22 protein-coding genes are annotated in these 21209 nt (G+C 68.9%); all 22 read left to right on the forward strand.

The window, feature by feature from the left end:
• The first annotated feature begins 2 nt into the window (after positions 1-2).
• The 22 genes from AB3X07_RS11620 to fliR all read left to right on the forward strand — a co-directional run bounded on the left by AB3X07_RS11620 (position 3) and on the right by fliR (position 21103).
• Positions 3-764 carry an SDR family NAD(P)-dependent oxidoreductase gene (locus tag AB3X07_RS11620; RefSeq protein ID WP_369944734.1) on the forward strand — a complete coding sequence of 254 codons (762 nt, stop codon included), beginning with the start codon at positions 3-5 and terminating at the stop codon, positions 762-764.
• Positions 761-1513 carry an SDR family NAD(P)-dependent oxidoreductase gene (locus AB3X07_RS11625; protein WP_369938775.1) on the forward strand — a complete coding sequence of 251 codons (753 nt, stop codon included), beginning with the start codon at positions 761-763 and terminating at the stop codon, positions 1511-1513. The genes AB3X07_RS11620 and AB3X07_RS11625 overlap by 4 nt, the downstream gene beginning before the upstream one ends.
• On the forward strand, positions 1513-2154 hold the full coding sequence (locus AB3X07_RS11630; protein ID WP_369938776.1) for an acetyltransferase: 642 nt from the start codon (positions 1513-1515) through the stop codon (positions 2152-2154). Before AB3X07_RS11625 ends, AB3X07_RS11630 begins: the two co-directional genes overlap by 1 nt.
• Positions 2155-2168: 14 nt before the next feature.
• Complete coding sequence (locus AB3X07_RS11635; RefSeq protein ID WP_369944736.1) at positions 2169-3314, forward strand: aromatic ring-hydroxylating oxygenase subunit alpha; 1146 nt, start codon at positions 2169-2171, stop codon at positions 3312-3314.
• Positions 3304-3948, forward strand: a complete 645-nt coding sequence (locus AB3X07_RS11640; protein WP_369938777.1) for a UDP-3-O-(3-hydroxymyristoyl)glucosamine N-acyltransferase — start codon at positions 3304-3306, stop codon at positions 3946-3948. Before AB3X07_RS11635 ends, AB3X07_RS11640 begins: the two co-directional genes overlap by 11 nt.
• Complete coding sequence (locus AB3X07_RS11645; protein ID WP_369938778.1) at positions 3945-4604, forward strand: class I SAM-dependent methyltransferase; 660 nt, start codon at positions 3945-3947, stop codon at positions 4602-4604. The genes AB3X07_RS11640 and AB3X07_RS11645 overlap by 4 nt, the downstream gene beginning before the upstream one ends.
• The gene (locus AB3X07_RS11650; RefSeq protein ID WP_369938779.1) at positions 4604-5557 is read left to right on the forward strand and encodes a hypothetical protein; all 954 of its coding nucleotides are present in this window, start codon (positions 4604-4606) and stop codon (positions 5555-5557) included. Before AB3X07_RS11645 ends, AB3X07_RS11650 begins: the two co-directional genes overlap by 1 nt.
• 314 nt (positions 5558-5871) lie before the next feature.
• Complete coding sequence (locus AB3X07_RS11655; RefSeq protein ID WP_369938780.1) at positions 5872-9396, forward strand: glycosyltransferase; 3525 nt, start codon at positions 5872-5874, stop codon at positions 9394-9396.
• 389 nt (positions 9397-9785) lie between these two features.
• Positions 9786-10148, forward strand: a complete 363-nt coding sequence (gene fliE / locus AB3X07_RS11660) for a flagellar hook-basal body complex protein FliE (protein ID WP_369938781.1) — start codon at positions 9786-9788, stop codon at positions 10146-10148.
• A gap of 11 nt (positions 10149-10159) precedes the next feature.
• Entirely contained in the window at positions 10160-11875 is a 1716-nt protein-coding gene (fliF, locus tag AB3X07_RS11665; RefSeq protein WP_369938782.1) for a flagellar basal-body MS-ring/collar protein FliF, read from the forward strand.
• Between the two features lie 10 nt (positions 11876-11885).
• On the forward strand, positions 11886-12875 hold the full coding sequence (fliG, locus tag AB3X07_RS11670; RefSeq protein ID WP_369944737.1) for a flagellar motor switch protein FliG: 990 nt from the start codon (positions 11886-11888) through the stop codon (positions 12873-12875).
• Entirely contained in the window at positions 12872-13498 is a 627-nt protein-coding gene (locus AB3X07_RS11675) for a FliH/SctL family protein (protein ID WP_369938783.1), read from the forward strand. The genes fliG and AB3X07_RS11675 overlap by 4 nt, the downstream gene beginning before the upstream one ends.
• Positions 13495-14871: a FliI/YscN family ATPase gene (locus AB3X07_RS11680; protein ID WP_369938784.1), complete on the forward strand. Its 1377-nt coding sequence runs from the start codon at positions 13495-13497 to the stop codon at positions 14869-14871. The genes AB3X07_RS11675 and AB3X07_RS11680 overlap by 4 nt, the downstream gene beginning before the upstream one ends.
• Before the next feature lie 3 nt (positions 14872-14874).
• Positions 14875-15342, forward strand: coding sequence for a flagellar export protein FliJ (gene fliJ / locus AB3X07_RS11685; protein ID WP_369938785.1), 468 nt, complete (start codon positions 14875-14877; stop codon positions 15340-15342).
• Positions 15339-16634: a flagellar hook-length control protein FliK gene (locus AB3X07_RS11690; protein ID WP_369938786.1), complete on the forward strand. Its 1296-nt coding sequence runs from the start codon at positions 15339-15341 to the stop codon at positions 16632-16634. Before fliJ ends, AB3X07_RS11690 begins: the two co-directional genes overlap by 4 nt.
• A 237-nt stretch (positions 16635-16871) precedes the next feature.
• Positions 16872-17399 carry a flagellar basal body-associated FliL family protein gene (locus AB3X07_RS11695; protein WP_369938787.1) on the forward strand — a complete coding sequence of 176 codons (528 nt, stop codon included), beginning with the start codon at positions 16872-16874 and terminating at the stop codon, positions 17397-17399.
• Between the two features lie 12 nt (positions 17400-17411).
• The gene (gene fliM, locus AB3X07_RS11700) at positions 17412-18419 is read left to right on the forward strand and encodes a flagellar motor switch protein FliM (RefSeq protein WP_369938788.1); all 1008 of its coding nucleotides are present in this window, start codon (positions 17412-17414) and stop codon (positions 18417-18419) included.
• Positions 18416-18754, forward strand: a complete 339-nt coding sequence (gene fliN, locus AB3X07_RS11705) for a flagellar motor switch protein FliN (RefSeq protein WP_369938789.1) — start codon at positions 18416-18418, stop codon at positions 18752-18754. Before fliM ends, fliN begins: the two co-directional genes overlap by 4 nt.
• Positions 18751-19170, forward strand: a complete 420-nt coding sequence (fliO, locus tag AB3X07_RS11710) for a flagellar biosynthetic protein FliO (protein ID WP_369938790.1) — start codon at positions 18751-18753, stop codon at positions 19168-19170. Before fliN ends, fliO begins: the two co-directional genes overlap by 4 nt.
• Before the next feature lie 2 nt (positions 19171-19172).
• A complete protein-coding gene (gene fliP / locus AB3X07_RS11715; protein WP_369938791.1) occupies positions 19173-20021 on the forward strand; it encodes a flagellar type III secretion system pore protein FliP in 849 nt (282 codons plus the stop codon).
• A 4-nt stretch (positions 20022-20025) separates the two neighbouring features.
• The gene (locus AB3X07_RS11720) at positions 20026-20295 is read left to right on the forward strand and encodes a flagellar biosynthetic protein FliQ (RefSeq protein WP_369938792.1); all 270 of its coding nucleotides are present in this window, start codon (positions 20026-20028) and stop codon (positions 20293-20295) included.
• Between the two features lie 16 nt (positions 20296-20311).
• Positions 20312-21103, forward strand: a complete 792-nt coding sequence (gene fliR / locus AB3X07_RS11725; protein WP_369938793.1) for a flagellar biosynthetic protein FliR — start codon at positions 20312-20314, stop codon at positions 21101-21103.
• Positions 21104-21209: the final 106 nt, after the last annotated feature.

The following is a 21209-nucleotide window of genomic DNA, read 5'->3' on the forward strand; positions in this document are numbered from 1 at the left end:
ATATGGCTCCGAGAGACCCGTTCGCGCTTGAGGGCAAACGCATCCTGATCACCGGTGCCTCGTCCGGCATCGGGCGGCAGATCGCGCTGAGCTGCGCGGAGATGGGCGCGCAGCTGGTCATCAGCGGTCGCAACGCGGCCCGCCTGGCCGAGACCTTCGCCGCATTGCAAGGCGCAGGGCACGAGCAGGTCATCGCCAACCTGGACAAGCAGGAGGACATCGACCACATGGTCGCCTCGGTCGGCGTCCTGGATGGCGTCGCACACGCGGCCGGGATCGCCCGGCTCGCCCCATTCCGAATGATCAACCGCGCGCATCTGGACGAAACCTTCGCCAGCAATGTGTATGCGCCACTGCTGCTGACGCGCGGCCTGCTGGCGAAGAAACGCATCAACGCCAACGGCTCGATCCTCTTCATCTCGGCGATCGGCTCGCACGTCGGTCCTGTCGCCACCGCCGCCTACTCTGCCAGCAAGGCGGCGCTGCTCGGCGCAATGCGCACCCTGGCGCTGGAAGTGACCAAGCAGGGTATCCGCGCCAACTGCATCGCGCCCGGCTATGTGCGCACGCCAATGCTCGATGGGCTCAACCAGAGTGGCGGCAACATCGACGAGCACGCGAAGCTAACGCCGCTTGGGCTGGGCGAAGCGGAAGACGTGGCTTATGCGGCGGTGTTCTACCTGTCCGACGCCAGTCGCTGGGTGACCCGCAACTACTTCGTCGTGGACGGCGGTCTGACCGTGCCGATGGACATCTACGCATGAGCAACCCCACCCGCAACGCGTTTTCCCTGGAGGGCAAGACCATCCTGGTTACCGGCGCGTCATCCGGCCTGGGCCATGAAATCGCACTGACCTGCGCACGGCGCGGCGCGCGACTGGTGGTCAGCGGTCGCGACGCCGCGCGTCTGCAGGCCACCCATGCGCAGCTGGCCGGCGACGGGCATGTGCAGGTGCAGGCCGACCTGACTGTTGCGGAGGACCGGGAGCGCGTGGTGCAAGCCAGCCAGCGCATCGACGGCGTGGTGCACTGCTTCGGCGGACAGATGCTGTCGCCGATCCGCCAGTTGAAGGAAGAACTGATGACGCGCATCTACGAGGTTCATTTCCTGGCCCCGGTCATGCTGACCCAACGTCTGCTGCAGGCCAATGCCATCGCCGCGCAGGGCTCCATCGTGTTCATGCTGTCCACTTCGGCGCATATCGGCACACGGGGCGTGGGGCCATATTCAGCAATGAAGTCCGGCCTGCTGGGCATCATCCGCTGCTTGGCGCTGGAACAGGCGAGGCACCGCATGCGAGTCAACGGGATCTCGCCGTCGGTCGTACCCACCCCGCGCCTTTGGGGCGAGGACAACGAACATAACGAACCACTGAAGCAGCAACGTGCGCGCCATCCACTTGGTCTGGGCACACCGCAAGATGTCGCCAACGCCGCGGTCTATCTGCTGTCAGACGCCAGCCGTTGGGTCACCGGCACCAGCCTGGTCATGGACGGCGGAGCGGTGCTCTGATGGACCGCGCACTCATTATCGGCGCCGGCGGCTGGGGCCGGGAAGTCCTGGAGCAAATGCATGACGACGTCGGGCATGGCAAGGACTGGCTGATCGGCGGGTTCCTGGACAGCCGCGCCAACATCCTCGACCGCTACGACGTCGACATGCCGATCATCGGCGATCCGATGAGCTACCTGCCACAGCCTGACGATGTATTCGTCTGTGCGATGGGCAACCCCTACGATCGCCACCGCTACGCGCTGCCGATCCTCGAGAAAGGTGGGCGCTTCATTCCCATCCTGACCGACGTCCGCCTGGGGCGGCGGGTGCACTTCGGCCAGGGCTGCTTCTTTGGCCTGTTGGTCCAGTCCGGGCCGGACGTGCGCATCGGCGACTTCGTCACCATCCACGCCCAGAGCATGCTCGGGCACGACGTCAGCATCGGCGACTACGTGCACGTTGGCGCAATGGCGTTCATGGGCGGCGGCGTCCAGATTGGCAACTTCGTCACCGTACATCCGCGCGCCACGCTGATGCCCGGCGTCAAGGTCGGTGACGGCGCGGTCATCGGGGCCGGCGCGGTGGTCATGAAAAACGTACCAGCCGGCGCCAGCGTGTTCGGCAACCCTGCCCGCATCGTGTTCCAGAAAGACATTTGACAGGCAGCTACTTCATGCGCTCGCGAATGCACCCCAAGTACTACCTGTCACCGGAGATTTTTGCCCGTGAGCAGGAAAAGATCTTTCGCAAGGTCTGGCTTTTCGCCGGCCTGAAGACCCTGCTGACGGAAAACAACGGCTTCATCACCCGCAAGATCGCCGGCATCCCGGTCGTCATCCAGAATTTCAACGGCCAGTTGCGCGCGTTCGAAAACGTGTGTCTGCACCGCAGCGCGCCGCTGCAGACCGCGCCGATCGGACGACGTCCGCTGGTATGCCCCTACCACGCCTGGAGCTACGACCAGGACGGCGCGATCAAGAACATCCCCGAATGTCGTGCCCTGTATCGCATAAGCCAGGCCGAACAGCAGAAGCTCCGGCTGCGCGAGTTCGCCCTGCACGCCATCGGCAACGTGCTGTTCGTCAACCTGGACAGCGACCCGATGCCGATCGAGGAACAGTTCCCCGCGCACTTCATCTCCATGCTGGAAAGCAGCTCCAACCTGTACGACGGCGAGGTGATGGTGACCACCTGGCACTGCAAGTTCAACTGGAAGCTGGCGTACGAGAACCTGCGCGACGCCAATCACCCGCGTTTTGTCCATCCCAAGAGCCTCGCCCGGGAATTCGATTTCACCGCCTACGTCGACACCGAACTGGCGGCCGAAAGCCTCCGTCCGCTGACCGACACCAGCCCAACCGGTCTACGCGCGGAGATGCGCCGCTTCAGTTCGGCCGGCGCCGACGCGCCGATCACCGAACCCAAGCGTCTGCCGTTCCATGAGATGGTCGAGCGCTGGGGAGAACAGGACGCCTATTTCAACTGGCTGACGTTTCCCAACATGCACATCGCCTGCCCCAACGGTGGCTACTCCTTCACCCTGGAACACCACATCCCCGTGGCCCCGGACAGGACCGACCTGGAAATCTACTGGTTCACCACGCGCAAGAAGAAGCCTTATGCCTTTTCCAGTTGGAACCTGCTCTCGCACATGCATGGCAGCCGGCTGGTGACTGGCGAGGACGTGGAGATCATGGAACATGTGCAATCCGCACTGCACATGGACGCACCGATGCCGACCCAGGGGGTCTACGAGTTCACCAACCGCCTGGTGGAGCGCTGGTACGCGACTCTGATGGAGACAGATCATGGCCTCTAGATGCGTCATCGGAACCGGCATCTGCCTGGAACAGGTCTTCAATGCCTGGAGGCAGGCCGAGCCGCAGGCCGACGTGCGCAGGATCGAAGTTTCGCTACGCGCCGACTACAGCTTCGATCTGGACGCACTGGATGGTCTGGACCCGGATGCGGACAGAGTGTTCATCGCCTACGACGAAAGCTTCGGCAATTTCAACCGGATGGAGCTGATGCAGTTGGCGATGGCGCGCGGCTTTAGCCTGGAGTCTTTCGTCAGCACGTCGGCCGTGGTCGCTGCCGACGCAGTGATCGGCCGCAACTGCTTCATCGGCGACGGCGTGGTGGTCGGCGCGGGCAGCCGTATCGACTACAACACCGTGGTGCACGACGGAGTCAAGATCGGCGCTGGCGTGCATCTGCGCCCGTCATGTTGGTGCGACATCGGCGTAAGCATCGGCCACGGCACGGAGATCGGCACGCACGCCATCCTGCGCATGGGAGCGGTGGTCGGCCCTGGCGTCCGAATCGGCCGCCACTGCGAACTGGGCTGGCCACGCCTGTATGACCGGGATGTGCCCAGCCGTACGGTGTACGACACCCGCTATGACGAGCCAATCCATGTCTATGGTCATGAATCCAAGGAAGCCGCACGATGAAAGACTACGCACTGAAGAGCGGAGAGAGATATCCCACCCTCGACCAGAACCTGATCGGCAAGGATCACTTGTGGCGATATCGCTACGCAGCCTCGCGTTTGCCCAACGATCATCCCCGGCTTTTCGGCGCGGACGTGTTCTGCGGTTCCGGATACGGAGCGGCACTGGTGGCACGCGAAACCCACGCATCGATCCTTGCAATCGACGGATCGGAGGAGAGCATTGCCCTGGCGAGCCGCAAAATCCCGGCTCCAAATATCATCTGGGCCGCCAAGTTGTTTCCCTTCGACCTGCCCGAAGCCTGCTTCGACTTCGTCATGAGCATGGAGTCACTAGAGCATGTCAAGAACCATGAAGCTCTTTTCTGGGTGCTGAGCAAGTCTCTGAAACGCGGCGGACAACTGTTCATTTCCTGTCCCAACGAGAGCGTCATGCCCTACGGCGGCTACAAATGGCATTACCGCCATTTTTTGCCGGAAGAAGTTCGTGCGCTTGCGCGCGAAAACGGGCTTGAGGAAGTCGCCGCATTCGCCACCCTGTGTTGCGGACTGAAGGACGGAAGGACCGTGATCGCCTATCCCCACCAGATGCGCAGCGACCAAGGCCTGAGTATCGAGGCCGGCGACACCCTGTTCTTTGAATTCAGGAAGCCATGATGCGAATTTATGCAGCCGGCTGGGCCTTGCAGAACCCGGCACTCAACTTCTTCAAGCAGTTCCTAGTCCTGAATGCGATTCAACTCTCGGGCATCGTGTATCCGCGCAAAATCCCCGATGATCTGGACGGCATTCCCGTGCTGGACTTCGAAGCTGCCAGGAGCGAACTGCGCGTGGGAGATATCGTGCTGGAGTGCCTTCGTCACGACGTGGATAACACGCGCCTGGGCATTGTGCTCAGTGAATTTTTCGCAACGCTCGGTATCCAGACCGTGGGGGTAACCGCCTTCATTTCCAGCCTGATCGAGCAGGATCAGGACGATCTGCTGCGCTTCCCGGTTGCCGGCGTCACGTCGACCCATTTGCGCGCCCTGCGCGATGAACCGATCCCGCGGCTCATTGAAGACGGCTTCGCGGATCTGCGTTCTCATCAGGTTGCCACCAGGCTCGATGCAATCGCCAGAAGCTACGATTGGGACCAGATGCTGGCCTTCGATCAGGATCAGACGCCGGAAGGCGAGCTGCATGCCGTCGTGGCGGAGTTGCATGCTTGCGGCGCGCTCCAACGCGTCCATGTACTGGACACGCCGCTGCCCTTTCTGGAGGCGCTGCTGGCCCTGAAGATCCAGGCTCCCGAAAGCGAGGTCGTCGTGGAACTGGCACCTGCTGCGGCACAGGCACTAGGACAGCAACTGGAATTCTATCGGCGTAGCCTGGGCTGTCTTCAGGTCGCCGAGGCCTCGGCTGGAGTCGCCTATTGGTCCGGTTCGGCGGACGGAATCGCCAGCGTGCTGCGCCCAGGGCAGAGGAGTGCGCCTGCGGTCTTCTTCATGCGGCGTTCGATCCTGGACATGGGTACGATACGGCGCGCGAGCGGTGCCCAGCCGTATCGCGTCATGCTGCGCCAGCCGGACACCAGTCCCGGCAATTTGATCGCGGCGCTGCTGAACTGAAGGCCGAGAAATGCGGCACTGAAAAAACCTTGGCAAAGGCGCACTGAAAGCACTCAAGCGGCTGAACGTCATCAAGCAAGCAGCTTCGCCCGCGCGAGCTGTCCTGCTAGGCGTCGGACAGCTAGCGCGCCTCCACTCACATGCTAGTCGACCATGCATCAGCCGCACGGCAGGCAAGTCCATCACCGCGGCACGCCACCGCTAGGCACGATCCATGCTTACGAACCCGAGCGGGTCATGGGTCGCATCGGGTTCTTTCGACCTCGGTCTAGCACTGCTGCAGTTCTTTCCTTCTTCGAGACGGCCAATCCTCCATGAGTGGCAACGCCCTGGTCAGCATCGTCATGCCGGCCTACAAGTTACGGTACTTCGAGCGGACGCTGGACAGCGTGCTGGGCCAGACCTATCCGGCGCTGGAACTGGTGATCTGCGACGACAACCCCGATGGCACGATCGCCGCGGTGGTGGAGCGCAAGCGCGCCGACGCGCGCTTCCCGATCCGCTACCAGCGCAACCCCAGCCGCCTGGGCGAACTCGGCAGCACCATCAAGGGCATCGGCCTGGCGCAGGGCGAGTACGTCAAGTTCCTGCACGACGACGACGTGCTGGACCCGGACTGCATCGCCGCGTTGGTACACGCCATGGAGACCGGCCCCGATGTGGTGCTGGCCTCCTCGCGCCGGCAACGCATCGACGGCGACGACGCGCCGCTGCCGGACATCCACGCCACCAGCTTCCCGTTCGCCGGCGATGTGGTGCTCGATGGGCCCGAACTGCTGTCCTTCCTCGCCGACCACACCATCAATTTCATCGGCGAGCCCAGTTGCGTGCTGTGCCGGCGCCAGGATCTGCTGGAGATCGGCGACCAGTTGATGATGCTGGACGGCCGCCTGATCCACTGGGTCGGCGACCTGGCGCTGTACGCCAAGCTGCTGCACCGTGGCAACCTGGCCCTGCTGGCGCGGCCGCTGACCCGCTTCCGGGTGTCGCAGGACCAATTCAGCCAGGCCGGGCGCGACCAGCCGGGCATCGGCGACCAGGGCCACGCGGATTTCCGCCACGGTGTGCGCGCGATGGGGTGGTACCGCGGCGACGGCGACGTGCGCCTGGTCCACGTGGCGCCGCTGGACGGCTCGGCCGCGGCCGCACCGGTGGATCTGCTGCAGGCGATCCAGGCGGCGTATGCGCGCGGGCGGGCGCAACTGGCGCTGCGCGACTGGCAGGCGCGGCGACACCTGGCGCCGGCCCAGCGCGCCCTGCTGGACGCGCGTCTGGCGGAGCTGGGCGGCGGCGCCAAGCTCGCGGTCCTGCTGGACGCGCGCGCCGGCGATGCCGCCGGACTGGCGGCGAGCCTGCACAGCCTGCTGCAGGACGGCGCCGCCGGCGCCACGCTGACGGTGGCGATACTCGGCGATGCGGGCACCATGCCATGGCCAGATCCGCGAGTGCGATACCTGCCGCAGGCGGCCGCCCAGGAGGCCGCCGGCCTCAACGCCGCGTTGGGCGAACTCGGCGATGCCGACTGGTTCCTGTGCGCTGCCGCCGGCTCCCGCTTCTGCGCCGGCGGCCTGCTGCGGCTGGTGCTGGAACTGGCCCAGCATCGGCAATGCAGCGCGCTGTATGCCGACGAATGGCTGGCGGCGGATGCCGAGACGCTGGCGCCGGTGCTGCGTCCGGATCCGGACCTGGACCTGCTGCTGGGCAATCCGCTGGCCACCGCCCGCCACTGGGTGTTCCGCCGCGCGCTGGTGGAGGAACTCGGCGGCTTCGATCCCGCCCACGATGGCGCCAACGAACTGGACCTGATCCTGCGCCTGTTCCTGCGCGATGCCGGCGCCAGCCTCGTCCATCTGCCCGAACCGCTGCTGATCGCCGCCCCGCTCCAGGCCGACACCGGCGCGGAGGCGCGGCAGCGCGCCATCGCCGACCATCTTCGGGCGCGCGGCTACGCCGACGCCAAGGTCGAGGCGCTGCCCGGCGGCCTGCACCGCGTCGACTACGGGCATGCCGACCAGGCGCCGGTCTCGATCGTGATGCTCGGCCAGGACAACCTGCCCGAACTGCAACGCGCCGTGGTCGGCCTGCTCGAGCACACCGCCTACCCGGCCTACGAATTGCTGCTGGTCGACAACGGCAGCGCCTCGCCGGCGGTCGCCGAGTGGATGCAGGCGGTGGCCGAATTGGGCGCCGGACGCGTCCGCGTGTTCGCGCTGGACGCGCGCGTCGCCCCGGCGCAGGCGCGCAACCTGGCCGCGACCCAGGCGCGCGGCGACTACCTGCTGTTCCTGGATGCCGACAGCGCCGTGGTCCAGGACCGTTGGCTGCACGCTCTGATGAACCACGCGCAGCGCCCGGAGGTCGGCATCGTCGGCGCCAAGGGCGTGTCCGCCGATGGCACGATCACCCACGCCGGGCTGCTGCCGGGGCTGCTACCCGGGTCCGGGCATGCCTTCGCCGGCGAACCGATGGCGCAGGCCGGCTACCTGGGCCGGCTGCAGGTGGCGCATCGCTACAGCGCGGTCTCCGAGCGCTGCATGCTTGTACGGCGCGCGCTGTTCGAGCGTCTGTCCGGGTTCGATGCGGACGGCTTCGAAGCCGGCGGTGCCGACGTGGATCTGTGCCTGCGTGCCGCGGCGTTGGGCGAATGGACGCTGTGGACGCCGGAGGCGCTGCTGCTGCAGGCGCCCGCACCGGCGCGCCCGGAACGCGCGGACGACGCGTTGCTGCAACACTGGCTGCCGGCCATGGCGCACGACCCGGCCTACTCGCTCAGCCTGGGCCTGGAGCAACCGGGCGGGTTCAAGCTCGGCGAATCGGAGTTCTCCTGGCAGCCGCTGTCGTGGCGGCCGCTGCCGCGGATCCTGGCGCATCCCGGCGATGCCTTCGGCAGCGGCCACTACCGGGTGATCCAGCCGTTCCAGGCGCTGGCCGAGGCCGGCCGGATCGATGGCGTGTACTACGCGCGCCTGCTCGACCCGGTGGAAATGGAGCGCATCGCCCCCGACGCGGTGGTGGTGCAGCGCCGGGTCGGCGATGCCGAACTGGCGAAGATGGAGCGCATGCGCCGCTTTTCCCGCGCGTTCAAGGTCTACGAACTGGACGACTACCTGCCCAATCTGCCACTGAAGAGCGTGCATCGCGAGCAGATGCCCAAGGACGTGCTGCGCTCGCTGCGCCGCGCCGCGGCGCTGGTCGACCGGGTGGTGGTATCGACCCCGGCCCTGGCCGAGGCCCTCGCCGGCCTGCATGCGGACCTCCGTGTGGTCCACAACCGGCTCGATCCGCGCATGTGGGGCGACCTGGCGGCCCCGTCCGCGCCCGCCGCCGGCGCCAAGCCACGGGTCGGCTGGGCCGGCGGCGCCAGCCACACCGGCGACCTGGAACTGATCGCCGACGTGGTGCAGGCGCTGGCCGGCGAGGTGCACTGGGTGTTCATGGGCATGTGCCCGGAGCGGCTGCGCCCGCACGTGGCCGAGGTCCACCCCGGCGTGGACTTCGACCGCTATCCGCGGGCGCTGGCCGCATTGCGCCTGGACCTGGCGCTGGCGCCGCTGGAGGACAACCTGTTCAACCGCTGCAAGAGCAACCTGCGCCTGCTCGAATACGGCGCCTGCGGCTACCCGGTGGTGGCCAGCGACCTGGCGCCCTACCAGGACGGCCCGCCGGCGACGCTGGTGAAGAACCGCTTCCGCGACTGGACCAATGCGATCCGCATGCACCTGGCCGATGCCCAGGCGCGGGCGGCGGCCGGCGCGGCGCTGCACGCGGCGGTGCGCCGCGACTGGATGCTGCAGGGCGCCAACCTGCATGCCTGGCGCGCGGCCTGGCTGCCGGACTGAGCGCCGCCGACAACGGGACCGGCACCCGGATTGCATCCCGATCCGCACAGCGGTCCGCTCCGGCGCGGCGCGTCAATCGGCCGGCACCCGCGCACGCGGGACGCTGGCCGGGCCGCGTCGGGAAGCCGACGCCGAGGGCGATGGCCGTCGCGGCGCGATGCGCCGCGCATTGACGGAGGCGGAAGCGGCGCCGTGAGCGCCTGTCGCGGCTGAAGCCGCTCCTACAGCGACGGCCTCTGTAGGAGCGGCTTCAGCCGCGACAGAACGCCCATCGCCCCGCCGCCGGCGTGCTGTTCGACTCCGCCCAGGGCCCCTCTCCGCAGGGCTCTCCGTTTCGGCACGCCGCTTGCATCCATCTCCGGTAGCCGCCCCGGCATGGACATCCCCGTATGAGCGACTCCATCAGTTCGATCCTCTCGCAGATCCGCAGCTACCAGAGCCAGGTCGGCCAGGCCGCGCCGGCGCGGGTGGACGATGCCGCGCGCAGCAATGCGATCGAGGGCCTGACCGGGACCCAGGGCACGCAGGGGCCGAGCTTCAGCGAGACCCTGCGCAGCGCGATCAGCGGGGTCAACGAGACCCAGCAGAAGGCCGGCGACCTGGCCAAGGCGTTCGAAATGGGCGACCCCAACGCCGGCCTGGCCAAGGTGATGATGGCCGCACAACAGTCCCAGGTGGCGTTCCGCGCCACCGTGGAAGTCCGCAACCGACTCGTCCAGGCCTACCAGGACGTGATGAACATGCCGCTGTAAGGTAGACGACGATGGCTCTTGCGCTCAGCAAAGACTCTTTCAACGGCGAAAAGGCAGGCGCCTGGTTCGATCGCCTGCAAAGCCTGCAAATCACCCGTCGCATCGGCCTGATGGCGATGATCGCGGTGGCCGTGGCCGCCGGCCTGTTCGTGTTCTTCTGGTCGCAGAAGCCGGCCTATACCCCGCTCTACACCGGCCTGGACGAAAAGGGCACGGCCGAGGCCACCGACCTGCTGCGCACCGCGCAGATCCCGTTCAAGCTCGACCCGGCCACCGGCGCGATCACCGTGCCGCAGGACAAGCTCTACGACGCGCGCCTGAAGCTGGCCGGCTCCGGCCTGACCGACAACGGCAACATGGGCTTCGAGGTCATGGAGAAGGACCCGGGCTTCGGCGTCAGCCAGTTCGTGGAGAACGCGCGCTACCAGCACGCGCTGGAAACCGAACTGGCGCGCACCATCGCCAGCCTGCGCCCGGTGCGCGAGGCCCGCGTGCACCTGGCCATTCCCAAGCCCAGCGCGTTCACCCGCCAGCGCGACGTGGCCAGCGCCTCGGTGGTGCTGGAACTGCGCGGGGGCACCACCCTGGAACGCAACCAGGTCGATGCGATCGTCAACATGGTCGCCTCCAGCATCCCCGACCTGGCGCCGGACCGGGTCACCGTGGTCGACCAGAGCGGACGCATGCTGACCATCGCCGACCCGAACAGCGATGCGGCCCTGAACGCCGCCCAGTTCGAACAGGTGCGCCGCCAGGAAGCCTCCTACAACCAGCGCATCCGCGAGCTGCTCGAGCCGATGACCGGCCCGGGCCGGGTCAATCCGGAAGTCAGCGTGGACATGGACTTCTCGGTCACCGAGGAAGCCCGCGAGCTGTACAACGGCGAGCCGCCGAAGCTGCGCAGCGAGCAGGTCAGCGACAGCAGCACCGCCGCCGCCGGCCCGCAGGGCGTGCCGGGCGCGACCAGCAATTCCCCGCCGGGCGCCGCCGCGCCGGGCCAGCCGGGTGCCGCCGGCACCCCGGGCGCCACGCCGGGCGCGACCCAGCAGGCCGCCGCCGCGACCCCGACCGAAACCTCCAAGAGCGCGACCCGCAACTACGAGCTGGACCGCACCCTGCAGCACACCCGGCAGCCGCCGGGCCGGATCAAGCGCGTGTCGGTGGCGGTGCTGGTCGATCACGTGCCGCGGCCGGGCGCCAAGGGCAAGATGGTCGAGCAGGCGCTCAGCGCCGCCGAACTGACCCGCATCGAGGGCCTGGTCAAGCAGGCGGTCGGCTTCAACGCCGAGCGCGGCGACACCGTCTCGGTGATGAACGCCCCGTTCGTGCGGCAGGCGCCGGAAGCGGCGGACAAGCCCGGTTGGTGGGAAGATCCGCGGGTGATGAACGGGCTGCGCCTGCTGCTCGGCGCGGCGGTGGTGCTGGCCCTGCTGTTCGGCGTGCTGCGCCCGGCGCTGCGCCAGATCGCCGGGCCGGCCCCGGCCAAGAACAAGGAGCGCGCCGAGCCGCACAGCGCCGATGTCTCGATGCTGGACGACGAGGATCCGCTGCTGCCGTCGCTGGCCGAGGACACCGCGCGCATCGCCGGCGGCGGCAGCGGCGGGCAGGCGGCGATCGCCCTGCCCGACGCCTACGAGGAGCGCCTGCGCCTGGCGCGCGAGGCGGTCAAGCAGGATTCCAAGCGCGTTGCGCAAGTCGTGAAGGGATGGGTCGCCAGTGAAGCCTGATACCAGCGCCATCAACGGAGTGCAGCGTGCCGCCGTGCTGCTGCTGTCGCTCGGCGAGGCCGACGCGGCCGAAGTGCTCAAGCACATGGACCCCAAGGAGGTGCAGAAGATCGGCATCGCCATGGCGACCATGAGCGGCATCTCGCGCGACCAGGTCGAGAAGGTCATGGACGAGTTCAACAACGAACTCGGCAGCAAGACCTCGCTGGGCGTGGGCGCCGACGACTACATCCGCAACGTGCTGGTGCAGGCGCTGGGCGCGGACAAGGCCGGCGGCCTGATCGACCGCATCCTGCTCGGCCGCAACACCACCGGCCTGGACACGCTGAAGTGGATGGACCCGCGCGCGGTCGCCGACCTGGTACGCAACGAGCACCCGCAGATCATCGCCATCGTCATGGCGCACCTGGACAGCGACCAGGCCGCCGAGGCGCTGAAGCTGCTGCCTGAGCGCACCCGCGCCGACGTGCTGATGCGCATCGCCACGCTCGACGGCATCCCGCCGAACGCGCTGAACGAACTCAACGAGATCATGGAGCGGCAGTTCTCCGGCAACCAGGGCCTGAAGTCGTCCAACGTGGGCGGGGTCAAGGTCGCGGCCAACATCCTCAATTTCATGGACAGCGGCGCGGACCAGGGCGTGCTGGCGGCGATCAGCAAGATCGACGCCGAGCTCAGCACCCGCATCCAGGACCTGATGTTCGTGTTCGACAACCTGGTGGAACTGGAGGACCGTGCGCTGCAGACCCTGCTGCGCGAAGTCAGCGGCGACCGCCTCGGCCTGGCCCTGCGCGGCGCCGACATCAAGGTGCGCGAGAAGATCACCAAGAACATGTCGCAGCGCGCCGCCGAAATCCTGCTCGAGGACATGGAAGCGCGCGGCCCGGTGCGCCTGGCCGACGTGGAAGCGGCGCAGAAGGAGATCCTGACCATCGTGCGGCGCCTGGCCGATGAAGGCGTGATCAGCCTCGGCGGCGCCGGCGCGGAGGCGATGGTATGAACGGCAACGTGGTGCGCTGGCTGGCGCCGGAACTCAACGTGGCGCCGCTGCCGGAGCCGGAGCCGCAGGACGACGAGGCGTTTCCCGAAGAGCCGGTGCTGCGCCCGCCGAGCCTGGAGGAGATCCAGGCGATCGAGGCTGCCGCGCAGCTCGAGGGCTTCGAACGCGGCCATGCCGAGGGCCTGGCCCAGGGCCAGGCCGAGATCCGCCGCCTGACCGCGCAGATCGAAGGCATACTGGACAATTTCTCGCGGCCGCTGGCGCGGCTGGAGAACGAAGTGGTCGGCGCGCTCGGCGAGCTGGCCGTGCGCATCGCCGGCAGCCTGGTCGGGCGCGCCTACGAGGCCGATCCGGCGCTGCTGTCGGACCTGGTCGGCGAGGCCCTGGACGCGGTCGGCGGCGCGCGCCGCGAGGTCGAGGTGCGCCTGCACCCGGACGACATCGCCGCGCTGACCCCGCTGCTGGCGCTGATGGCCGACGGCACCCGGCTGGTGCCGGACCTGACCCTGAGCCGCGGCGACCTGCGCGTGCACGCCGAAGCGGTGCGCATCGACGGCACCCTGGACGCGCGCCTGCGTGCGGCGCTGGAGACGGTGATGCGCAAGTCCGGAGCGGGCCTGTGAGCGCGCTGTCCGGCACCCATCCGGCCGACTGGCTGGACGCGCGCAACCTGCGCCTGGCCTCGCGCCTGGGCAAGCTCGAACTCGACCCCGCCGCCGGCCGCGGCCTGATCCGCGAAGGCATCCTGCGCCGCGCGGTCGGGCTGACCCTGGAAGCGGTCGGCTGCGAAGCGCCGATGGGCGCCACCTGCAAGGTCGAGGTCGACGGCGGCTGGGTCGATGCCGAAGTGGTCGGCTTCTCCGGCGAACGCACCTCGCTGATGCCCAGCGCCGAAACCCACGGCCTGCTGCCCAACGCGCGGGTGGTGCCGGTGCGCCGCCGCGGCGGCGTGGAAGTCGGCGAAGGCCTGCTCGGCCGGGTCATCGATTCGGACGGCGTGCCGCTGGACGGCAAGGGCCCGATCCGCGCCGAGGGTTCGGTCGGCATGGCCGGCGTGTCGATCAACCCGCTGGCGCGCGAACCGATCACCACCCCGCTGGACGTGGGCGTGCGCGCGATCAACGCGTTGCTGCCGATCGGCCGCGGCCAGCGCGTGGGGCTGTTCGCCGGTTCCGGCGTCGGCAAGTCCACCCTGCTGGGCATGATGACCCGCTACACCGCCGCCGACGTGATCGTGGTCGGGCTGATCGGCGAACGCGGCCGCGAAGTGCGCGATTTCGTCGAGACCACCCTGGGCGAGGAAGGCCTGCGCCGCGCCGTGGTGGTCGCCGCCCCGGCCGACCGCCCGCCGCTGGCGCGCCTGCACGGCGCCTACCGCGCCACCGCCATCGCCGAGTGGTTCCGCGACCAGGGCCTGAACGTGCTGCTGCTGATGGACTCGCTGACCCGCTTCGCCCAGGCGCAGCGCGAGATCGGCCTGTCGGTCGGCGAGCCGCCGACCACCCGCGGCTACCCGCCGTCGGTGTTCGCCAAGCTGCCGGCGCTGGTGGAGCGCGCCGGCAACGGCGCCAAGGGCCGCGGCTCGATCACCGCCTTCTACACCGTGCTGACCGAAGGCGACGATCCGCAGGACCCGATCGCCGATGCCGCGCGCGCCATCCTCGACGGCCATATCCTGCTGTCGCGGCGCGTCGCCGACAGCGGCCTGTACCCGGCCATCGACGTCGAATCCTCGGTCAGCCGCGTGGTCCAGGACATCGCCGACGAGCCGTGGCGGCTGCGCATCCGCGCGCTGAAGCGGCTGGTGGCGGCGTACTCGGCCAACCGCGACCTGATCACCATCGGCGCCTACCAGCGCGGCAACGATCCGGCCGTGGACGAGGCGCTGGAGCGCTGGCCGGAGATCATGGAATTCCTCGGACAGGACGTCGCCAAGGCCGCCGATCTGCCCCACAGCCAGGCCGCGTTGCGGCGCCTGGTCGAACGTGAGAACTAAGCCATGATGCAATCACAGCGTCTCGATCCCCTGCTCCGCCGCGCCCAGCAACACGAGGACGAGGTCGCCCGCGACCTGGCCGAGCGCCAGCGGGCGCTGGCCACCCACGAGTCGCGGCTGGAGGAACTGCGCCGCTACGCCGAGGAGTACGCCAACAGCCAGATGGCCGCCACCAGCCTGGCGCAACTGGCCAACCGCCGCGCCTTCCTGGACCGCCTGGAGAGCGCGGTGCAGCAGCAATGCCAGACCGTGGACCGCAACCGCGAGAAGGTGGAGATGGAACGCAGCCGGCTGCTGCTGGCCAGCCGCGACAAGCAGGTGCTGGAACAGCTCGCGGCCAGCTACCGCGCACAGGAACGCAAGGTCGACGATCGCCGCAGCCAGCGCGAGATGGACGACCTCGGCGCGCGCCGGGTACGCCTGGCGGTGGCCGCCGCCGACAGCGACAGCGACAACGGAGACAACCGATGAACAACGCACTTTCCGCCCTCGGCGGCAGCGGCCGCACCAGCCTGCCGGGCGGCGCGCCCGATCCGCAGGGCGCGGACCGCGGCGGCGGCCAGGACTTCGCCCGCCTGCTCGGCAACGACAGCAAGAACGCCGCGCCCAAGCCGGCGCCGCGCCCGGCGGCCAAGCCGCAGCAGCCGTCCGGCAAGGACGCCGATGCCAAGCGTCCCGAGGCGGAGGACGGCACGCGCGACCCGGCGCGCAGCGCCGAGGCCGGCAGCCAGGCGGCGCGCGACACCGCCAAGAGCGGCACCCCCAAGGGCAGCGAGGAAACCAAGGCGCCGGCCAAGAGCGCCAAGGCCGACGACAGCGCGGACCAGGACCACGAGGAAGACGCCGGCTGGCCGCCGGCCGGCCTGGCCGGCATCGGCCTGAGCCTGCTGCCGGCGCTCGGCGCGGCGCTGCCCGCGGCCAGCGCCGGTCCGCTGGGCGCGGCCGCCGGGCTGGCGATCGGCGCCGCCGGCGCCGCGGCCAAGGGCATCGCCGGCCTGCTGGGCGGCGATGCGCTGGCCAGCGCCTCCACCGATCCCGCGGCAACGGCGACGACGGCGGCCACGCCGAGCGCGACCGGCGCCAGTGCGGCCGTCGCCGCCGGCGGTTTCGGCGGCCTGCTGGCGCAAGTGGCCGGCGCCACCGCGCAGGCGGCGGGCGCAGGCGACGCCGCGGCGCCGGTGGCCGCGCTGGCGGCGCTGGCCACCGCCGCGGACAAGAGCAGCGATGGCGGCAGCGCCGACGCCGGCAGCGGCACCGATCCGATCAATCTGCTGGCCCCGGCCGGCATCCACGCCCCGGCCCGCGCGATGGACACCGCCGCGCCCTTCACCGGTTCGCCGACCCCGACCCCGAACCTGCATGGCGACGCGTTCGACGAGGAAATGGGCGCGCGGGTGAGCTGGCTGGCCGACCAGAAGATCGGCCATGCCCACATCAAGCTGAATCCGGCCGAGCTGGGCCCGGTCGAGGTGCGCCTGCACATGAGCGGCGACCAGGTCAACGCCAGCTTCAGCAGCAACCAGGCCGACGTGCGCCAGGCGCTGGAGAACAGCCTGCCGCGCCTGCGCGACATGCTCGGCCAGCACGGCTTCCAGTTGGGCCAGGCCGACGTCGGCCAGCAGCACCAGCAGACCTCGCACAACGCGCCGCAGGGGACGAGCGCCGGCGCCGGCGGCGATACGCGCGGCGAGGACGCCCTGACCAGCGTCGGGATTCCGTCGGTGGTGCTGCGCCAGCGCGGCCTGCTCGACGCCTACGCCTGATCCGGCCGCGCCGCGGCGGGTGCGCCGGGGACGCGAGCGCCCCCGGCCGGCCGGCGCCACTCCCCGATCGCTCCGCCGGCAACGCCCGGCGGCGCTTGAGTTTGCGCCCCGCGCCAGCCGCGCGCATCGCGGCCGAGGCGCACCGCCGCGCGCCCGTCAAATATCCGGCAAGCCGGATCCCCGATTTCGGCACGCCGATTGCATCCCTAGGGGCAGTCACCCTCTAAGGAGCCATCCGTGGCAGCTGCCGCCGACAAATCGAAGAAATCCGCCGACGCCAAGGACGCCCCGGAAGGCGGCAAGTCGAAGAAGAAGCTGCTGGTCATCGTCGCCGTCGCGGTGCTGCTGCTCGGCGGCGGCGGCGCGGGCGCCTGGTTCTTCCTGAAGAAGCCCGATGCCGCGCACGGCAAGGCCGAGGCCAAGACCACCGAGCCACCCAAGCCGGCGCAGTACTTCGCGATGGATCCGGCGTTCGTGGTCAATCTCAACGGCAGGGGCGAGGACGATCCGCGCTACCTGCAGCTGGAAGTGCAGCTGATGACCCGCGACCCGGAAGAACTGAAGCTGATCACCGAGAACGCCCCGGCGATCCGCGCGCATCTGCTGATGCTGTTCTCGCAGGTGCAGGCGCAGGACATCGCCGACATCACCGGACGCAAGAAGCTGCAGGCCGCCGCGCTGGCCGACGCGCAGAAGCTGATGACCGCCGAGACCGGCAAGAAGTGCGTGGAAGACCTGCTGTTCACCAGCTTCGTGACCCAGTAAGGCGCCGCCGCGATGACCGACCTGCTTTCCCAAGACGAAATCGATGCGCTGCTGCACGGCGTCGACGTCGGCGCGGTGGACACCGAGCCGCCGCCGCCGGCGCCGGGCGAGGCCCGCCAGTACGATTTCTCCAGCCAGGACCGGATCATCCGTGGGCGCATGCCGACCCTGGAGATGGTCAACGAGCGCTTCGCGCGGCTGTGGCGGATCGGCCTGTTCAACCTGATCCGGCGCTCGGCCGACCTGTCGGTGCGCGGCATCGACCTGATCAAGTTCAACGACTACATGCACTCGCTGTACGTGCCGAGCAACCTGAACCTGATCAAGTTCAAGCCGCTGCGCGGCACCGGCTTGATCGTGTTCGAGCCGACCCTGGTGTTCACCGTGGTCGACAATTTCTTCGGCGGCGACGGCCGTTATCCCACCCGCATCGAGGGCCGTGAGTTCACCCCGACCGAGATGCGGGTGATCCAGCTGATGCTCAAGCAGACCTTCGCCGACCTGCACGAGGCCTGGGCGCCGGTGATGGAGGTGGAGTTCGAGTACCTCAATTCCGAGGTCAACCCGCACTTCGCCAACATCGTCACCCCGCGCGAGTACGTGGTGGTCAGCCGCTTCCACGTGGAGCTGGAAGGCGGCGGCGGCGAGATCCACGTGACCCTGCCGTACTCGATGCTGGAACCGATCCGCGAACTGCTCGACGCCGGCATCCAGAGCGACCGCGTGGACCGCGACGAAAGCTGGAACGTGATGCTGCGCGAACAGCTCAACACCGCCGAGGTCACCATCTCCAGTGTGCTGGCGCAGAAGCAGATGACCCTGCGCGAGCTGACCCGGCTGAAGATCGGCGACGTGCTGCCGATCGACCTGCCCAAGCAGGTGCCGCTGTGCGTGGAGAACATCCCGGTGTTCACCGGCGAGTTCGGCGTCTCGCGCGGCCAGAACGCCGTGAAGATCATTTCCAACCAACCCCCGGGCGCGCCGCGTCGCCGCCCCGCCCTGCAGGAAGACCCGTCATGAGCCAGAACGAAAACCCCGAGGCCGTCCCGGCCCAGTTCGACAGCCTGCAGGCCGACCCCGGCGCCGCCGGCAACGACCTGAATCTGGACATGATCCTGGACGTGCCGGTGACGCTGTCGCTGGAAGTCGGCCGCAACCGCATCCCGATCCGCAACCTGCTGCAGCTCAATCAGGGCTCGGTGGTGGAACTGGAGCGCGGCGCCGGCGAGCCGCTGGACGTGTACGTCAACGGCACCCTGATCGCGCACGGCGAAGTGGTGACGATCAACGACCGCTTCGGCGTGCGCCTGACCGACGTGGTCAGCCCCACCGAGCGCATCCGGAGACTGCGGTGAGCGCACTGCTCGCCGCCGCGACCCAGGCGGCCAAGGCCGCTTCCGGCGTGGGCAGCAGCGCCGCGCCGTCGCCGCCAAGCCTGTTCGGCGCGGTGCTGGCGCTGCTGCTGGTGCTGGGCCTGATCCTGGGCATGGCCTGGGTGCTCAAGCGCCTGCCCGGCAGCGGCTTCCGCCCGGCCGACGGCCTGCGCGTGGTGGCCAGCCTGGCGGTCGGCGCCAAGGAGCGCGTGGTGGTGGTTGAGGTCAACGGCGAGCAGCTGTTGCTCGGCGTGTCGGCCGGCGGGGTACGCACCTTGCATCACCTGCCCGAGCCGCTGCCGAAGGCGCCGGCCCCGTCGCTGCCGAACCTCAAGCAGCTCAAGCACCTTCCCGATTTCGCCCAGCTGCTGGCGCAGAAGCTGCGCAAGGACAAATGACCATGTTGCTTCGTTGGAACCGTTACGCGCGCGGCCTGCGCCTGTTGCTGATCCTGCTGGCGCTGAGCCTGCTGCCGGCGCTGAGCTGGGCCCAGGCCCGGACCGCACCGCCGGCGGCCCCGGCGGCCCCGGCGGCGCAGGACGCGCCGGCCGCGCAGAACGCCGCGCCGACCCTGCCCTCGCTGCCGCAGGTCAATGTCGGCAAGGTCGGCGCGCAGCCAGTGAGCCTGCCGCTGCAGACCTTGCTGCTGATGACCGCGATCACCCTGCTGCCGTCGATGCTGCTGGTGCTGACCGCGTTCACCCGCATCACCATCGTGCTCGGCCTGCTGCGCCAGGCGCTGGGCACCGGGCAGACTCCGTCCAACCAGGTGCTGATGGGCCTGGCCCTGTTCCTGACCGCGCTGGTGATGATGCCGGTGTGGGAAAAGGCCTGGGGCCAGGGCATGAGCCCCTACCTCAACGGCCAGATCGACTTCCAGACCGCCTGGACCCTGACCACCCAGCCGCTGCGCGCGTTCATGCTGGCGCAGGTGCGCGAGGCCGACCTGATGACCTTCGCCGGCATGGCCGGCAACGGCACCTACAGCAGCCCCGACGCGATCCCGTTCCCGGTGCTGGTGGCCTCGTTCGTGACCTCGGAGCTGAAGACCGCCTTCGAGATCGGCTTCCTGATCTTCATCCCGTTCGTGATCATCGACCTGGTCGTGGCCAGCGTGCTGATGTCGATGGGCATGATGATGATGTCGCCGATGCTGATCTCCGCGCCGTTCAAGATCCTGCTGTTCGTGCTGGTCGATGGCTGGGTGCTGACCGTCGGCACGCTGGCCGCCAGCTTCAACGGAGTCTGAGCCGATGAGTCCCGAATTGGCCCTGACCGAACTGCGCGGCGGCCTGATCACCGTGCTGTGGGTGGCCGGCCCGCTGCTGCTGGCGATGCTGGTGGTGGGCGTGGTGATCGGCGTGTTCCAGGCCGCCACCCAGCTCAACGAGCCGACCATCGGCTTCGTCGCCAAGGTGATCACCCTGACCGCGATGCTGTTCGCCACCGGCAGCATGCTGCTGGCGCACCTGGTCGAGTTCACCACCATGCTGTTCCAGCGCATCCCGCATCTGATCGGTTAGCCGGGCCAGCACGCCGATGGATTCCGCCACGCAAATGGTGATCGATGGCCAGCAGGCCTTCGCAATGGTCGGCGCGATCCTGTGGACCATGCTGCGCATCGGCGCGATGCTGATGGCGATGCCGGTGGTCGGCACCCGCGCGGTGCCGGCGCGGATCCGGGTGATGCTGGCGGCGACCCTGGCGATGGCGCTGGCGCCGTTGCTGCCGCCGGTGCCGGACTGGGACGGGTTCGATGCCGCCGTGGTGCTGAGCGTGGCGCGCGAGCTGGCGGTCGGCGCCAGCATGGGCTTCATGCTGCGGCTGATCTTCGAGGCCGGCGCGATGGCCGGCGAACTGGTGTCGCAGAGCACCGGCCTGGGCTTCGCGCAGATGGCCGATCCGCTGCGCGGGGTCACCTCCGGGGTGATCGGGCAGTGGTTCTACCTCGCCTTCGGCCTGCTGTTCTTCACCGCCAACGGCCACCTGGCGGTGGTGGCGCTGCTGGTGGACAGCTACAAGGCGCTGCCGATCGGACACGCCCTGCCGGACGCGCAGGCGATGGCCTCCGTGGCGCCGGACTTCTTCATGACCATGATGCGCGGCGCGGTGACCCTGGCGCTACCGGTGATGGTGGCGATGCTGGCGGTGAACCTGGCGTTCGGCGCGCTGGCCAAGGCCGCGCCGGCACTGAACCCGATCCAGTTGGGCCTGCCGGTGGCGGTGGTGCTCGGCCTGGCGCTGCTGGCGGTACTGGTCGGGGAAATGGGACCGCCGGTGCAGCGCCTGTTCGACGCGGCCTTCGACGCCGCCCGGCAGGTGACCGCCTGATCCGCCGCCAGGGGCGCGATTCAAGCCGCGCGCGGCGACGCCGATAGTGTCTTTACAAGGGGTTGCAGGCGCTGCAACGCCCACCGCCGCGCAGGGCCTTCCGGGG

Source organism: Xanthomonas sp. DAR 35659 (assembly GCF_041242975.1).
GTDB classification, from domain to species: Bacteria; Pseudomonadota; Gammaproteobacteria; order Xanthomonadales; family Xanthomonadaceae; genus Xanthomonas_A; species Xanthomonas_A medicagonis.

What these genes read in the sequence shown, in the direction of transcription:
- AB3X07_RS11650 (WP_369938779.1), top strand. Translation starts at nt 4,604, where the DNA reads ATGCGAATTTATGCAGCCGGCTGGGCCTTGCAGAACCCGGCACTCAAC.
- AB3X07_RS11655 (WP_369938780.1), top strand. Translation starts at nt 5,872, where the DNA reads ATGAGTGGCAACGCCCTGGTCAGCATCGTCATGCCGGCCTACAAGTTA.
- AB3X07_RS11620 (WP_369944734.1), top strand. Translation starts at nt 3, where the DNA reads ATGGCTCCGAGAGACCCGTTCGCGCTTGAGGGCAAACGCATCCTGATC.
- fliP (WP_369938791.1), top strand. Translation starts at nt 19,173, where the DNA reads ATGTTGCTTCGTTGGAACCGTTACGCGCGCGGCCTGCGCCTGTTGCTG.
- fliR (WP_369938793.1), top strand. Translation starts at nt 20,312, where the DNA reads ATGGATTCCGCCACGCAAATGGTGATCGATGGCCAGCAGGCCTTCGCA.
- AB3X07_RS11635 (WP_369944736.1), top strand. Translation starts at nt 2,169, where the DNA reads ATGCGCTCGCGAATGCACCCCAAGTACTACCTGTCACCGGAGATTTTT.
- fliN (WP_369938789.1), top strand. Translation starts at nt 18,416, where the DNA reads ATGAGCCAGAACGAAAACCCCGAGGCCGTCCCGGCCCAGTTCGACAGC.
- fliM (WP_369938788.1), top strand. Translation starts at nt 17,412, where the DNA reads ATGACCGACCTGCTTTCCCAAGACGAAATCGATGCGCTGCTGCACGGC.
- AB3X07_RS11630 (WP_369938776.1), top strand. Translation starts at nt 1,513, where the DNA reads ATGGACCGCGCACTCATTATCGGCGCCGGCGGCTGGGGCCGGGAAGTC.
- AB3X07_RS11625 (WP_369938775.1), top strand. Translation starts at nt 761, where the DNA reads ATGAGCAACCCCACCCGCAACGCGTTTTCCCTGGAGGGCAAGACCATC.
- fliF (WP_369938782.1), top strand. Translation starts at nt 10,160, where the DNA reads ATGGCTCTTGCGCTCAGCAAAGACTCTTTCAACGGCGAAAAGGCAGGC.
- AB3X07_RS11690 (WP_369938786.1), top strand. Translation starts at nt 15,339, where the DNA reads ATGAACAACGCACTTTCCGCCCTCGGCGGCAGCGGCCGCACCAGCCTG.
- fliE (WP_369938781.1), top strand. Translation starts at nt 9,786, where the DNA reads ATGAGCGACTCCATCAGTTCGATCCTCTCGCAGATCCGCAGCTACCAG.
- AB3X07_RS11720 (WP_369938792.1), top strand. Translation starts at nt 20,026, where the DNA reads ATGAGTCCCGAATTGGCCCTGACCGAACTGCGCGGCGGCCTGATCACC.
- AB3X07_RS11640 (WP_369938777.1), top strand. Translation starts at nt 3,304, where the DNA reads ATGGCCTCTAGATGCGTCATCGGAACCGGCATCTGCCTGGAACAGGTC.
- fliJ (WP_369938785.1), top strand. Translation starts at nt 14,875, where the DNA reads ATGATGCAATCACAGCGTCTCGATCCCCTGCTCCGCCGCGCCCAGCAA.
- AB3X07_RS11675 (WP_369938783.1), top strand. Translation starts at nt 12,872, where the DNA reads ATGAACGGCAACGTGGTGCGCTGGCTGGCGCCGGAACTCAACGTGGCG.
- AB3X07_RS11645 (WP_369938778.1), top strand. Translation starts at nt 3,945, where the DNA reads ATGAAAGACTACGCACTGAAGAGCGGAGAGAGATATCCCACCCTCGAC.